This is a genomic window from Bacillus sp. SD127, assembly GCF_058566445.1.
Window position 1 is genome coordinate 4,197,561 of the sequence record NZ_CP191226.1, and the last position, 14,717, is coordinate 4,212,277.

Below are 14,717 nucleotides of genomic sequence, written 5' to 3' on the forward strand. Positions count from 1 at the left end.
ATAGGATTTTGTCAAAAGAAGGTAAGTATACCAAAGAAGTCTTCGACGGTTTCTGCCCTGAAATTCGTTTATGCGGAGAATTTCCAGAAAGATGTCTAAAAATGAAAAAAATCGGTTTCTGTAACAGAAACCGATTTTTCAGTATGACCCGTACGGGATTCGAACCCGTGTTACCGCCGTGAAAGGGCGGTGTCTTAACCGCTTGACCAACGGGCCTAACAAATATGGTAGCGGCGGAGGGGATCGAACCCCCGACCTCACGGGTATGAACCGTACGCTCTAGCCAGCTGAGCTACACCGCCATATTGTTTTGTGCTTCTAAGCACAAGTTATATAATACAAAGGTTTGTCCTTTTCGTCAACAGAAACTTTAATGTTATAATTTTCTGACTCTTACCTTGAGAGAGCATATAAAAAAAGCACCCGTTGGGACGAACGGATGCTTCATTTATTTATAGAAAGCAGCAAGTTATCCTCTTCTTGCTCCGCGCCCTCCACGTTTTGATTCCGTATTGCGTTTTAAAGATGACAAGCGATCTTCGCTATCTTTTAAAAACTTGTTCATTTTCTGTTCAAAAGATTCTTTCGGACGGAAATCATTTCTAGGTCTGGCTTGCGGACGGTCTTTAGCTTTTTTAATAGATAAACCAATTTTCCCGTCTTTTTCAACGTTGATGACTTTCACTTCAACTTGGTCGCCGACTTTTAAGTGATCATTAATGTCTTTAACATAATTATCGGCTACCTCACTGATATGAACGAGACCGGTTGAGCCTCCAGGCAATTCAACAAATGCTCCAAAATTTGTAATACCTGTAATTTTCCCTTGCAACTTGCTGCCCACTTCAATCGACATAAAAAAAGTGCTCCTCCTTAGGCTTATAAAAAGATCGTTTGCTTAATTATACCTAAATAAAAATTTAAGTGTCAACAAGGCTACTTGTTCTTCTTCTCCACATTAAAGATTATTTCACCGTCTCCAGACATGAATAAGTCTCTTCTGGCAAGCTCTGTGACGTAATCTTCATCTTTTAATTTGGATATTTCTTCTTTTAAATCCGTTTGCTTTGTCTTTAAATTCTTCAGTTCTTTTTCAAGCTGTTCTTTCTTTTCTTCTTTTGCGCTAAGGGAAGATGTTTGGCTCCATACAGAGCTTGCCAGTACAATTGCCGTCAGAAATACGAGGGCGCCGAATACAGTCAACCGTCTGTACAGCCCTTTTCTTCTTCTTTTCTTCAGCTGATTTTGCCGCTCTACTTTTTCTTTATAGTCGTTTTGTATTTCAGTTATCGTTCGTTCCCTGGAAAAATTCAAATCAGACGGTCCTCCTTTCATCTCTTCAAAAAACGTGTAATGGTCGTTCTTATGGTTACCAATAGTTTCTTCTTCTTTTTTAGAAATCCTGCACCTTTTTGAAAATATCGTCTGAAAATTAGACGCAGTTTTTCAGGAAGAAGTTTCATACATTGTTTCACGATAAAGCGGATCGGAAAACACAGAACCATGACTATTTTATAAAGACATAACATGAGAAAACCGATCAGGCGGTATGTTCTCTGAAAGAGAAACGTGACCAGCCAGATGATGACTCCGCATGTCCACACAATAGGACGAAATAACACGTGCTGAATGAGCTTTTTTAAGAATTGATAAACAGAAACAACAAGATAAATGACGAATTTCAGTATTTTTATATAGATTCGTTTGCAAAGGCTTTGATACGTCGCAACGCCCAGCAGAACCGCCAAAAAAATGTACAGCCTGAATTCTCCCTCATTTACATGAAGCAAGACATAAAAGAAGAGCAGCCCCTGCAAAATCCAGAAAAGAATATCATGAATAAATAAAAGCCATCTGGCTGTTCTGGCACGAATGACAAAGAGCCTGTACGTATCAAGCGACGCGCCAAGCCAGAGGCCCATACCGGACATCGCCAGCATTGTATAGAATTGTGTCGTCAGCGTCATTTAAACAACTTGCTAAAAAACCCTTTAGCTTTATCCCCTTGTTGCTCGTCTAAATACACTAAATCAAATACCCTGCCTTTGATCGAAACAATCCCTTTTTCTACATCAAGATTTTTCATTTGAAGGTTTTCGCCTCTGACTGAGAGCATTCCCATCACTGTTTCCAGCAGGAATTCTTCGTTATCAAAGCTTTCAACTTGCTTAACCCCAGAAATATCTAAATGTTTCCGGCCTTTCATTGTCACATCGTGCTGTTCCGGAACAGAAGAAGAACCTTTTTGTTCATAATATGAATTCATCTATTCAGCCCCCATATCCTCGATACTTTTAGCATTATTACTGCATTGTATGAGGCGGGGGATTCTTTTAGAACAAGCCTATTCGCCGAGTTTTTCTTCCTTTAGCACCGTATACATATTTGCGGCTTCTTCTTTTTTCGTCGTGTCTTTGAGCTCATTCACTTGTACCGTTACAAGCTTTTGGCCGAAGCGGACCGTTAATTCATCTCCAGGTTTTACGTCTGAGCTTGCTTTAGCCTGATTTCCGTTAATGGAGATTCTGCCTTGATCAGCTACTTCCTTCGCTAGTGTACGTCGTTTAATCAGCCGTGATACTTTTAAAAATTTATCTAATCTCATATTATGATCTCCTCTCAGTTTCTTTTGCTTCATTCCACAGGTTGTCCATGTCCTCAAGAGACATATTAGCCAGCTCGATTCCCTTTTCCTTCGCTGTTTGCTCAATATAAGAGAAACGTCTCCGGAATTTATCGTTTGTCATCGCCAATGCTTCCTCCGGTTCTATTTTGTAGAAGCGGGCTACATTTACCAAGGCGAAGAGAACGTCGCCAAATTCGGCCTTGAGATTGTGTTCATGAGGGTCTTCAGAAACCTCCGAAGAAAATTCCGCCATCTCCTCATTCACCTTTTCCCAAATATCACTCACATCTTCCCAGTCAAAACCGACTTTTGCCGCTTTTTTCTGAAGTTTAGCAGCTTTAGAAAGAGCAGGAAGGGTTTTCGGGACGTTGTCTAACAAGGATTCTTCAGATGTATGTTTTTCTGCTTTTTTAATATCTTCCCAATTTGCCAAAACATCGTTTTCATCCTGAACCTTAACATCTTTAAACACATGGGGATGTCTTCGGACCATTTTTTCACTGATCCCTTTAATCACATCATCTATTGTGAAATAACCATCATCTTCACCGATTTGCGCGTGAAGCAGGACCTGAAGCAAAACGTCGCCAAGCTCTTCGATCATATGGTCTGTGTCTTCTTCGTCAATTGCTTCGAGAAGTTCATAACACTCTTCAATCATGTATTGTTTTAATGACTGATGAGTCTGCTTTTTATCCCACGGACAGCCGTTAGGCCCGCGAAGCTCTCTGATAATGCGCCGAAACGCGGAGAACTCCCGGTACAGCAGCTTCTCTTCTTTAATCGGCGGAATATACACACTTGTTAAGTTATTCATGGCGACATTACGGTCCAATTCAAATAAAGGCACTCTCCGAATATCCTCATCGCGGCTTCCGGCGGCCGTTACAATTACAACTTCATAATCATCCGGCAGCTTCTCCATTAATGTCAGCTTCACTTCGGATGCAGTCATTTGGTCGTAAACCTGACAAATGATCAGGTGATGTCTGAGCTCAAGCTCATCCGCGCTCAATGTGCCGGCATCCACAAATTGAAAGCCTTCAATGGGATCAATTTGCAAGGCATTAAAAGTGGCATCAAGAAAACTTTGCCCTCCCGCGACTTTCACCTGAATGTTTTTTTCTTCCTGCCGCTCCGTCAGCAGCTGTACTGTTTTTTCTGCTACAAATGGATGCCCCGGAACCGCATAAACAACGTCCTGATGCTTCGCTTCTCCAAAGAGAATGTCAGCAATTTCTTCGTATACCGCATCAAACTGGTCGTGCTTCTCATATATATCATCAAAATAACGAATGTTCTTCGTTTCGCTTTCTAGCTCCTGAATTAAAGGATGGTCTTTTGTTCTGACAAACAGAGTGTCCGCCTTTGTCAGCAGCTTATGTATGCCAATTGTCAACTGGTCCATGTCTCCGGCGCCAAGCCCGACGACTGTAATGTTACCTGCCATTTTGTTCTCTCCTTCTTGTGAGTTTGCTTAACTTGCTGCCAAAAGGCACACTGTTGAGCTCTTCATCCGTAAATATTCCCAATTTCATCATACAATAAATAAACACCGCGCCTCCAATGGCGACAGCAGAAACACTTTCAACCGCCGCATATCCTCTTCCTTCCGCATCAAACAGAAAAGACCAAAGGCGTAAATAAGCAAGCAAGACAGCTGACATCAATAAAGCGGACCCAATAATCGGAAGCATAACGCCTCTCAGCTTGTCCAGCCATTCTTTTTGCCGCAGGCGATATAAATTAAGGCCGGCGACAGCCGCAAAGGTAGCCGCTGTCGCAAATGAAGCCCCTTCAATTCCATAACGCGGAACCAAAAAGGTATTTAACACCCATTTCACAGCCACGCCTGCGCCTACCGCTATTGCAGGAAATACCGTGTTTCCCGTTCCCTGTAAGACAGCAGCAGCCGTGACCGCCAAGGACGCAAACAAAATGGAGCAGCTAAATATCTGTAACGCAGCTGTTCCTTCACTATTTTGAAACAGCATAATGTTGACCGGCTTGAGGATGCAGATGAGACCAGCAGACGCCGCAACGCCAATCGCAAGACACAGCTTTAAGGAAGACGTCACTCTTTGTTTCATCACCAGCACTTGATTGTCCTTTACCGCCTTTGAAATCAACGGTACGAGTGAGGTCCCGATGCTCATTGCGAAAACAGAACCGAGCTGCAAAAGAGGCTGCCCCCGGTCATAAATTCCTTTCAGCCGCTTTGCTTCTTCACTCACCTCACCGCCAGACAGCAAAGAATATAAATTCAGCGCATCGACAAGCTGAATAAACAAAAGCAGCAGGCTGCTGACACAGACCGTTACCGAATATAAAAGCAGTTTCTTAATTAATTGATTTGTTGTAATGTGACTTTCTTTTTCTATTTCCGCTTTTTCAGGCTTTTTCGTTTTGAACCAAAAAAAGACAAGGATGATAAGCGCAATCAAACTTCCGGCAAGAGAACCAGAAGCAGCTGCCGCTCCCGCGGTATAAAGCGAGGCACCCTTTTTGATGAGCCAAAAAGATAACCCTAAAAGCACCGCTACCCGCAAAAACTGTTCCATGATTTGCGATAAAGCGGATGGCAGCATATTGTGCCTCCCTTGAAAAACGCCTCTGAGCAGCGCGACAAATGGAAACAGAAGAAACGCATATGCTGTTACTTGAATTAACTGGGCGAGATGCGAATCACCCATAAACAGAGCGATCGGAACAGCTCCCATATATAAACACAGAAATAAAAAAACACCTATTACCGATAAAACCAGCGCTGAAATTTTCATTATGGTGTTATGGTTTTTTTCACTATAATCATTCATCAGTTTAGAAATAATCACCGGAAATCCTGATGTTGAAAGCATGACGGCAATACCAAGAAAAGGGTATACCTGCTGATATATATAAAATCCAACATCGCCGACAATGTTTTGAAATGGGACTCTGTAAACGGCGCTTAATATTTTTGAAATAACGCCTGCCAGAATTAAAACAAAAGCCCCCTGCCACATCCAATGCCGTTTGACGCGTATTGAATCATCCATCCAAAAGCTCCTTCCCAACGTCAGGGGCCATGCAGAGTTCGCAATGACCTTGGTACAAATAAAAACGAGGTTATTATACCATATCCCAACCCTTGGAATCCTTTTTCAGCCTGCACAAAAAAGAACAGCGTCCCAAGGAGAGCTGTTCTTTCTATACCTATTTTGATAATTGTAATAAGACCTACTGTTCCATTTGACGAGCCAAAAACCCAGCTGCTGTTTCAACGGCTTTATGCTCTACTTCGCCCATCGTCTGATCCTTTGAAAAAATCACGACAGCACCTATCGGGTCGCCATTCGCCACAATTGGGCCGACAGTATAAGAACTCATATCTTCATCAATTCCATTCACAAGCTGCACGGATTTTGCATCGCTCTCAAGCACGGAACTTCTCTGATCCATTGTTTTTTCCAGCATTTCGCTGATCGGCTTGTTTAAGTAGTCTTTTTTGGAACTTCCGGAGACGGCAATGTAGACATCACGGTCACAGATAAGCACTGAATGGCCAAGACTGTCATAAAGCGCGTCTGCATACTCCTTTGCAAAGTCTCCAAGCTCACTTATCGGAGAGTATTTTTTCAAAATGACTTCTCCGTCACGATCTACAAAAATCTCAAGCGGATCGCCTTCCCTGATTCTCAGCGTTCTGCGAATTTCTTTAGGAATCACGACCCGTCCTAAGTCATCAATACGACGTACGATACCGGTTGCTTTCATCTCTGGTGCCTCTCTTTCATTTGATGGTTATACAATGTGGGAAAGACCTAAAGCAGTTACTTTATGTACCTTCCGCTCGCTTGAAATTAGTATCCGTCACATCAAATGTAATATACACCAGAGAGTAACAAAATTTACGTTGATGAAATGGTTTGTTTTTTCACATCTTTAAGGCCCTTCAGCATGCCCAGCACGGTTTCGAGCCATTCATCCGCAGTCTTGCCTTTCGTTTGAACGGAAATTTTGAGTTTTTTTCCTTCCATTCCCAGTCCGATTTGTCTGCCGTATTTGTTGCCAAGCTCAAACAGTTTCTGGCCGTCAATATCAGCACTAGCCTCTTCAGAAATGGTCAGCCTGACTGCATCTTTATCTTGCTTAATCAATTCGACCCGTTCATTTTTCGCATAAACCTTCATTTCAGCTACGGTAAACAAGTATTCAACTTCTTTTGGATAATTTCCAAACCTGTCAATCATCTCATCTTGAAGTTCATTTTTCTCTTCAATTGAAGCCACAGATCTGAAGCGTTTATACATATCAATTTTCTGTTTGCCGTCTTGAATGTAAGTTTCCGGAATGTACGCATCAAGCTCAAGATCAATTTCTGTTTCAAAATGCTCCGTTTTCGCTGTATCGCCTTTCCGCTCTTCTATGGCCTCTTTTAGCATTTGCGAATAGAGGTCAAATCCGACCGAATCGATAAAGCCGTGCTGCTGAGCGCCAAGGAGGTTTCCGGCTCCGCGAATCGTTAAGTCGCGCATGGCGATTTTAAAACCAGATCCCAGCTCCGTAAATTCTTTAATCGCCTGCAGTCTTTTTTCAGCTACTTCAGTAAGCACTTTATCCCGGCGATACGTGAAATACGCATACGCTACACGGTTAGAACGGCCGACACGTCCACGCAGCTGATAAAGCTGGGAAAGACCCATCTTGTCGGCGTCAAACACGATCAGCGTATTCACGTTTGGAATATCTACACCCGTTTCAATGATTGTTGTGCTGACGAGAACGTCTGATTCCCCTTCCAGGAAACTCAGCATGACAGCTTCTAATTCATTTTCTGTCATTTTCCCGTGGGCATACGCAACCTTCGCGTCAGGGACAAGCATTGAAATCTCATCTGCTTTCCGTTCGATATCCTCTACCCTGTTGTATAAGAAATAGACTTGGCCACCGCGCGCAAGCTCGCGCTCAATCGCCTCTCTGACAAGGGCACCATTGTATTCCACAACATATGTCTGTACAGGGAAGCGGTTTTCCGGCGGCGTCTCGATCACCGAGAGATCCCTTACGCCAAGCATAGACATATGCAGCGTACGCGGAATCGGCGTTGCTGTTAATGTTAATACATCCACATTGGCTTTAATCTGTTTGATCTTTTCTTTATGGGTGACACCAAAACGCTGCTCCTCATCAATGATGAGCAGCCCTAAGTCTTTATAAACAACATCTTTTGATAACAGTCGGTGTGTCCCAATGACGATATCAACCGTTCCGTTTTTCAATCCTTTGATCGTTTCGTTTGCTTCTTTTCTTGTTCTGAATCTGCTAAGCAGGCCGATATTCATCGGGTAGTCCTGAAAGCGCTCTGTAATGGTCTCATAGTGCTGCTGAGCCAAAATGGTTGTCGGGACAAGCAGTGCGACCTGTTTTCCATCAGCGATTGCTTTAAACGCCGCCCGGATGGCAACCTCTGTTTTCCCGTAGCCTACGTCTCCGCAAAGCAGTCGATCCATCGGCCGCTCTCTTTCCATGTCTTTTTTGATTTCGTGAATAGAGCGGAGCTGATCTTCTGTCTCTTGATAAGGGAACGCCGATTCAAATTCACGCTGCATTTCATGATCAGGAGAAAATGCGTAGCCCTTGCTCGCTTCCCTTTCGGCATACAGTTTAATTAAGTCATCAGCGATGTCTTGAACGGATGTTTCTACTTTTTTCTTAACCCGCTTCCATTCGCTGCCGCCTAACTTATACAGCTTCGGTTCTTTTCCTTCTGATCCGACATACTTCTGTACCTGGTCAATTTGTTCAACCGGCACATAAAGCTTGTCGCTTCCCTGATAGTGAATGTTTAAATAGTCTTTATGAATTCCATTGATCTCAAGGGTTTCGATCCCTAAATACTTTCCGATCCCGTGATTAATATGAACGACATAATCACCAATTTGAAGCTCGGAATAGCTCTTGATGCGCTCTGCATTCGTAAGCTTCTGTTTTCGAGGTTTCTTTTTCACGCGGTTTTTAAACAATTCTTCTTCAGTAATGACAGCAAGCTTCATTAACGGCAGCTCAAATCCTGATTGAAGCTCGCCTTCCATGATATAAACCTGTCCCTGAACAAGCGCCTTTTTGCTGTCAGTCATCGCCGCTTCGATTTCATAATCGGCCAAAACAGAAGACAGTCTTTGTGTACGTTCCTTATTTGCTCCCAAAAACACAACGGTGAAGTTTGATTTTTTAAACCGCTCCATTTCACCGGCAAGAACATTCATTTGCCCGTGGAAGCTCTGCATTTGTCTGCTGGATACATTTACGATATTTTGCGGGCTCGTATGCTGAACATGGCGTAAAAACAAAGAATAGTACAGCAAAGGCCGTCTTTGTTCAGCAGCTATTTTTTGGAAGCTGAATGACAGACTGATGTCATGCAAAATCTTCCCTTCCTCCAGCAGATTTGTGACAAACTCCGCTTCTTCCTTTTGAAGCTGCTCTTCCATTTCATGAATCCGGCTGACTTCGTCCAAAATAAGAAGCGTGTTATCAGGTGTATAATCTAGCAAACTAGCAGGTTTTTCATAAAAATATGAAAGGTACTTCACCAGTTCTTGATCTGTCTGGCCTTCAGATAAACGCTCTTTATCATGAGAAATATTCATATGCAGGATTTCTTTTTGCTTGTCGAGCTTTAATTTTTTCAAGCTGTCGGCAAGGCCTTTATCCATCTTCTCTATTGCACGTGCTTTTTCTTCAGCTCTGATAATCAGTTCCTTTGCCGGACCGATACTGATGGAGGTCAAGGTTTCAATTGACCGCTGATCGTCGGAGTTAAAGCTGCGGATGGAATCAACCTCGGTGTCGAATAATTCGATTCTGACCGGATGCTCAGAGGTCAGCGGATAAATGTCGATAATTCCGCCGCGAATACTGAATTCACCGGGTGCAGAAACCATATCAGACCGCTCGTATCCCACCTCTACCAGTCGGGATGCCAGCTGATCCGGTTCGATATCATGACCCACCTGAATGAGCATTTGGCTGTTTTTCCACACCTCTACCGGCGGCAGCATTCTTCTGACAGCCGCCACCGGAGCAACAACTATAGGCGTTTCTCCGTTTGTTAATCTATTAATGACATCTAAGCGCTGCGCCCGCAGTTCAGGGCTAGCCACCGCGATTTCTGATGATATGAGTTCATTGACGGGGTACAGAAGGACAGACCGATCTCCAAGAAGTGAAGTCAGATCATCCGTTACTTTCTGAGCTTGGTATAAATTATGGGTGATTAGAAAGATAGGCTTATTCGTTTCATTAGCCAGAGCAGAAGTAAAAACAGAACGCGCGGAACCTGAAAGACCCGCGAGCAGTTGTTCCTTCAGCCCCTCGTTTAAACCGTTGACGATGGATTTGAAGTCATCGCTTTCTTTAATAAAGGTTTGAATGTTGTCCATATGGCCCCTCCTCTCTGTTTTCTGTAAGAACAGAAAAACGCTTTGGTCTAGTGTCTACACCAAAGCTTTTTATTGAATAAATGTGTGATGTTCGTGGTAATGCGGATTTCGTTCAAGCGCCTCTTGGCAATCTTCACATATTGTAAGAACATGGACATCTCCATTGTCTTTATATGAAATCATATCGTTTCTTTCCTCGTTTGTTAAGTGCTCAAATCCAAGTGAGTTTGTCGATACCATGGAAGATTCCAGACTTCCAACTTTTACTCCGCAATGACGACAATAATAATGCAAAGCCATACAAGGGACCCTCCTGATGAAAAAGTCATTTTGGTGTAGTATGGACTTTGATTATGAATTTTATACCTTCGCGTTGAATTCGTTCATAACCTCTAAAAATGGTTTGCTGAGAGAAGCCTCACAAGCCTTAACGGACTTTCCAATCGCTTCATCAATTGCTGGTGTTTCATCCTTTGTAAAAGCGCCTAAAACATAATCAACCACCTTCACCCCGTTCACTGGCCGCCCGATTCCGATGCGGATGCGATCAAACTCAGGCGTTCCGAGATGCTGGATCAGTGATTTGATGCCATTATGCCCGCCGGCACTGCCTTTCGTTCTTAGACGGATCTTGCCAGTCGGAAGATCAAGGTCATCGTAAATGACTTTTAAATCTTCGTTGTCTACATCATAATAATCCATTAAAGGCCGCAAACATTCTCCTGATAAATTCATATATGTAAGCGGTTTAACAAGTAGAACCTTTTTGCCGGAAACAAATCCGGTTCCGTATAATCCGTTAAATTTGCTCTGGTTCAGCTCAATGTTCCATTCCTTCGAAAGCTGGTCTATTGCCATAAATCCGACATTATGCCTTGTATTTTCATAGTTCTTTCCCGGGTTTCCGAGGCCAGCAATTACAAGCATGGCAAATCCTCCCTTAGTCACATAAGCTCCCGCTCTAACACGGGCTATAATTCTTCTCATTCTAGCACAAAAGACGTAACCGCGGGAGGGTTACGCCTTAAGCTATTATTGATCTTCGTTTTCACCTTCAGGCTGAGCATCGGCAGTTTCCTCAGCGTCTGTTTCTGCAGCATCCTGCTGCTGCGGAGGAAGAATAGAAGCCACAACTTCATCTGATTCGTGATTATAGGAGTAGTCACCGCCGGCAGGCAAGTCCTCAATCGTGAGTACATCATTTACATCAAGACCAGAAATGTCTGCCTCGATCGATTGCGGAATTGCTTTTGGCTTCGCCTTCACGGTAAGAGCGTAAAGCGGCTGTTGCAATACGCCTCCATTTTTCACTCCAATTGCTTCTCCGGTCAGATGAATCGGCACTTCCACTTCAATTTCTTCACTCATATTGACTACTTGGAAGTCAGCATGAGTGACCTCATTTTTCAGCGGGTCCGTTTGCAGCTCTGTTACCATGACAGCGTGCTTCTCTCCGTTGACGTCGAGTGTAATGACTGTATTCTTGCCTTCATCCCTCAGTGTTTTGATAAGTTCCACACTGTCTAAGGATACCGGTTTGTTTGCCGTGTCTTTTCCATAAATGATACCTGGAACATGTCCTGAAGTACGGATATCCCGAAGAGACGAACGGGTGAAACCTGTTCTTTCTTTTGCCGTTAACGTTGCCATATTCAGCACCATCCTATTATCGTTTTATTGTCCTATTAGAAACAATACCCATAACGATAAAGGTTTAAACCTTTCAAAATCGGTTTAGCTGAAAAGGTAGCTGACAGATTGCTGCTCATGAACGCGAATAATCGCTTCAGCCAGAAGCGGTCCGACTGAAAGCTGCTTAAACCGTTCAATTTTCTTTTCTTCAGGAAGCTTGATGCTGTTTGTCACAACAAGCTCTTTAATTGTTGAGTTATTAATCCGTTCAACAGCAGGTCCTGATAGTACCGGATGTGTACAGCATGCATAAACTTCTTTTGCTCCGTTTTCAACGAGCGCATTAGCTGCAAGTGTAATGGTGCCGGCAGTATCAATGATATCATCGATAAGGATAGCGGTCTTCCCTTCGATATTACCTACAATATTCATGACTTCTGCCACATTCGGTCTCGGACGGCGCTTATCAATGATCGCAATCGGCGCTTTTAGTCTGTCAGCCAGTTTGCGGGCACGTGTCACACCGCCGTGGTCTGGTGAAACAATGACGATATCTTCAAGGTTTTTGCCTTCAAAATATTCTCCTAAAATCGGAACACCCATTAAGTGGTCAATCGGTATATCAAAGAATCCTTGAATTTGCGGTGCATGCAGATCAAGCGCAATGACACGAGTCGCACCGGCAGTTTCAAGCAGGTTTGCGAAAAGCTTTGCTGTGATTGGCTCACGGGATCTAGCTTTTCTGTCTTGACGCGCATAACCGTAATAAGGAATAACAATGTTAATGGTTTTTGCAGAAGCGCGTTTCAACGCATCTACCATAATCAACAGTTCCATAATATGCTCGTTAACGGGGTCACTTGTAGACTGGATGATGTAACAGTCACATCCGCGAATACTTTCTTCGATATTAATTTGGACTTCCCCGTCACTAAATCTTGTGACAGAACACTTCCCTAATTGAACTCCAACTATATCTGCGATTTCTTTTGCAAGCTCTGGATTAGAATTCAAAGAAAAAATCTTTAAATTCTTATCTCCGTATTGATTAGACATGGATAAACCTCCGAATTTAGGATTATTTTTTATGAATATTTTTCACATAATCGTCTTTATTTACTTGTCTCGCTCTGGCAATAGCAAGTGCTTTTCCAGGTACATCTTCCGTAACAGTTGAGCCTGCCGCTACATAAGCGCCTTCTCCGACTGTGACAGGGGCAACCAAATTGGAGTTGCAGCCGATAAATGCGCCGTCTTCAATTTTCGTCAAATATTTATTCTTTCCATCATAATTGACAGTAATTGAACCGCAGCCCAAGTTGACGTCTGTGCCTACTTCAGCATCCCCGACATAGCTTAAATGAGAAGCCTTGCTTCGGTCTCCGAATTGCGTCTTTTTGATTTCAACAAAATTCCCGATCTTCACTTCATTCCCGATGACAGAATCAGGCCTGATGTGAGCAAAAGGTCCTATGTTTACATCATTCCCCACTTTACTGTTATTGACTACCGATTGTTTAATCACAGTACGGCTGCCAATTGAACTATTCATAATCTCAGTATGAGGGCCGATAATCGTATCTTCTCCGATTTGCACCTCACCTTTAATCACAGTTCCAGGATAAATCACAGTATCGCTTCCGATGACAGCTTCAGGAGAAATATACGTATTCATCGGGTCAATCAGCGTAACGCCATTTTGCATATGCCGTTTATTAATCCGCTCTTTCATAAACAATTCAGCCTGAGAAAGAGCAACTCTATCATTAACTCCGAGCGTTTCTTGGAAGTTACCAGTCTGGTAAGCGGCAACAGTTTCGCCTTCATTTTTGAGGATCTCTATCACATCCGGCAAATAATACTCGCCTTGAACATTATCGTTCGATACTTGGTCAATGGCCCGGAATAGAGCTTCATTATCAAAACAATACGTTCCAGTATTGATTTCAGTCACAAGACGTTCTTCCTCTGAAGCGTCCTTGTGCTCCACGATTTTTTGAACCGCTCCGCTCTCACCGCGAATGATTCGGCCGTATCCAGTCGGATCTTCTGCAACTGCAGTCAAGATCGTAGCTTTTGCTTCTTTTTGTGTATGTTCTTTCAGCATCGCTTCCATTGTCTCCGCTGTTAAAAGCGGCGTATCTCCGCAAATGACAATCGTTACACCTTTTTCGTCAGCAAGAAATGGCTGTGCCTGTTTTACAGCATGAGCAGTGCCAAGCTGTTCTGCTTGAAGCGCATACTCGCTTTTATCACCAAGCTGCTTTTTCACTTCTTCCGCACCATGTCCGACAATCGTGACAAGCTTCGTTAAAGATAACTTTAAGGCTTCGTCTACGACGTGCTCTACCATAGGCTTACCGCAAACTGGATGAAGGACTTTGTAAAGCTTTGATTTCATTCTTGTTCCTTGTCCAGCCGCTAAAACAACTGCAAACCGCTTATCCATTTAATGGCCTCCAATATCCCTTTTATCCATAGAAAAATATATCCTAAATATCAGTTGATTTCAAGGAGACTTCATGAAGTGCAAGAATTTTCTATGGGTGCATTTTAGTTTGAAAAATCAGAATTAAAAAAGGACTGCCGGAAAAAGGCTTGTCTCAGCCCTATCAGCAGTCCTTGCTTTTTGGTTATTTTTTAAGAAGCTCCAGCTTCTTCGAATTCTAATGCTTCAGTGTCACCCAGACGATGATACTCATTTAACACGGCATCTTGAATTTTTCCTCGCGTGCTTGAATTAATAGGATGAGCAATATCGCGGAACTCTCCATCAGGGGTGCGTTTACTCGGCATCGCAACGAAAAGACCATTGTTTCCATCAATCACACGAATATCATGAACAACAAATTCGTGATCCAGCGTGATGGATGCAATCGCTCTCATGCGACCATCGGTATTCACGCGGCGTAATCTTACGTCAGTAACTTCCACAGTAGTTCACCACCTTTTCCCTATATAAAAGCATTAGTGTATCAATTCCACGATTTTTTCTGAATTCCTGCTGTTTTTTAAAATATTTTTTGAAAAAATAG

The 14,717-nt window shown here is 43.0% G+C and carries 15 protein-coding genes and 2 tRNA genes; all 17 read right to left on the minus strand.

Annotated features, from left to right (window positions below; all coding sequences use genetic code 11):
* Window positions 1-144: 144 nt before the first annotated feature.
* Window positions 145-216 (minus strand) — tRNA-Glu (locus tag ACQVGS_RS21775).
* A gap of 9 nt (window positions 217-225) precedes the next feature.
* Window positions 226-302, minus strand: a tRNA-Met gene (locus tag ACQVGS_RS21780).
* Window positions 303-469: 167 nt separating this feature from the next.
* A complete protein-coding gene (locus tag ACQVGS_RS21785; protein ID WP_003218379.1) occupies window positions 470-856 on the minus strand; it encodes a S1 domain-containing RNA-binding protein in 387 nt (128 codons plus the stop codon).
* Window positions 857-936: 80 nt separating this feature from the next.
* A complete protein-coding gene (gene divIC, locus ACQVGS_RS21790) occupies window positions 937-1,314 on the minus strand; it encodes a cell division protein DivIC (RefSeq protein ID WP_010332711.1) in 378 nt (125 codons plus the stop codon).
* A gap of 17 nt (window positions 1,315-1,331) precedes the next feature.
* Window positions 1,332-1,967: a spore cortex biosynthesis protein YabQ gene (yabQ, locus tag ACQVGS_RS21795; protein WP_095714735.1), complete on the minus strand. Its 636-nt coding sequence runs from the start codon at window positions 1,965-1,967 to the stop codon at window positions 1,332-1,334.
* On the minus strand, window positions 1,964-2,266 hold the full coding sequence (gene yabP / locus ACQVGS_RS21800; RefSeq protein ID WP_024123628.1) for a sporulation protein YabP: 303 nt from the start codon (window positions 2,264-2,266) through the stop codon (window positions 1,964-1,966). The genes yabQ and yabP overlap by 4 nt, the downstream gene beginning before the upstream one ends.
* Window positions 2,267-2,344: 78 nt before the next feature.
* On the minus strand, window positions 2,345-2,605 hold the full coding sequence (locus ACQVGS_RS21805) for an RNA-binding S4 domain-containing protein (protein WP_024123627.1): 261 nt from the start codon (window positions 2,603-2,605) through the stop codon (window positions 2,345-2,347).
* 1 nt (window position 2,606) lies between these two features.
* Window positions 2,607-4,076 carry a bifunctional methyltransferase/pyrophosphohydrolase YabN gene (gene yabN, locus ACQVGS_RS21810; protein WP_491830607.1) on the minus strand — a complete coding sequence of 490 codons (1,470 nt, stop codon included), beginning with the start codon at window positions 4,074-4,076 and terminating at the stop codon, window positions 2,607-2,609.
* Window positions 4,066-5,664: a putative polysaccharide biosynthesis protein gene (locus ACQVGS_RS21815; RefSeq protein WP_491830609.1), complete on the minus strand. Its 1,599-nt coding sequence runs from the start codon at window positions 5,662-5,664 to the stop codon at window positions 4,066-4,068. Before ACQVGS_RS21815 ends, yabN begins: the two co-directional genes overlap by 11 nt.
* 181 nt (window positions 5,665-5,845) lie before the next feature.
* On the minus strand, window positions 5,846-6,382 hold the full coding sequence (gene spoVT, locus ACQVGS_RS21820; protein ID WP_024123624.1) for a stage V sporulation protein T: 537 nt from the start codon (window positions 6,380-6,382) through the stop codon (window positions 5,846-5,848).
* A gap of 134 nt (window positions 6,383-6,516) precedes the next feature.
* Entirely contained in the window at window positions 6,517-10,050 is a 3,534-nt protein-coding gene (mfd, locus tag ACQVGS_RS21825; RefSeq protein ID WP_095714733.1) for a transcription-repair coupling factor, read from the minus strand.
* A gap of 69 nt (window positions 10,051-10,119) precedes the next feature.
* Window positions 10,120-10,350 (minus strand): anti-sigma-F factor Fin, encoded by a 231-nt coding sequence (gene fin, locus ACQVGS_RS21830; RefSeq protein ID WP_024123622.1) that lies wholly within the window; start codon window positions 10,348-10,350, stop codon window positions 10,120-10,122.
* 60 nt (window positions 10,351-10,410) lie between these two features.
* A complete protein-coding gene (gene pth / locus ACQVGS_RS21835) occupies window positions 10,411-10,977 on the minus strand; it encodes an aminoacyl-tRNA hydrolase (RefSeq protein ID WP_491830613.1) in 567 nt (188 codons plus the stop codon).
* A 105-nt stretch (window positions 10,978-11,082) separates the two neighbouring features.
* On the minus strand, window positions 11,083-11,700 hold the full coding sequence (locus ACQVGS_RS21840; RefSeq protein WP_024123620.1) for a 50S ribosomal protein L25/general stress protein Ctc: 618 nt from the start codon (window positions 11,698-11,700) through the stop codon (window positions 11,083-11,085).
* Window positions 11,701-11,784: 84 nt separating this feature from the next.
* A complete protein-coding gene (locus ACQVGS_RS21845) occupies window positions 11,785-12,738 on the minus strand; it encodes a ribose-phosphate diphosphokinase (protein ID WP_003218353.1) in 954 nt (317 codons plus the stop codon).
* A gap of 22 nt (window positions 12,739-12,760) precedes the next feature.
* A complete protein-coding gene (glmU, locus tag ACQVGS_RS21850; protein ID WP_024123619.1) occupies window positions 12,761-14,131 on the minus strand; it encodes a bifunctional UDP-N-acetylglucosamine diphosphorylase/glucosamine-1-phosphate N-acetyltransferase GlmU in 1,371 nt (456 codons plus the stop codon).
* Window positions 14,132-14,322: 191 nt separating this feature from the next.
* Window positions 14,323-14,616 carry a septation regulator SpoVG gene (gene spoVG / locus ACQVGS_RS21855; RefSeq protein ID WP_003218346.1) on the minus strand — a complete coding sequence of 98 codons (294 nt, stop codon included), beginning with the start codon at window positions 14,614-14,616 and terminating at the stop codon, window positions 14,323-14,325.
* Window positions 14,617-14,717: the final 101 nt, after the last annotated feature.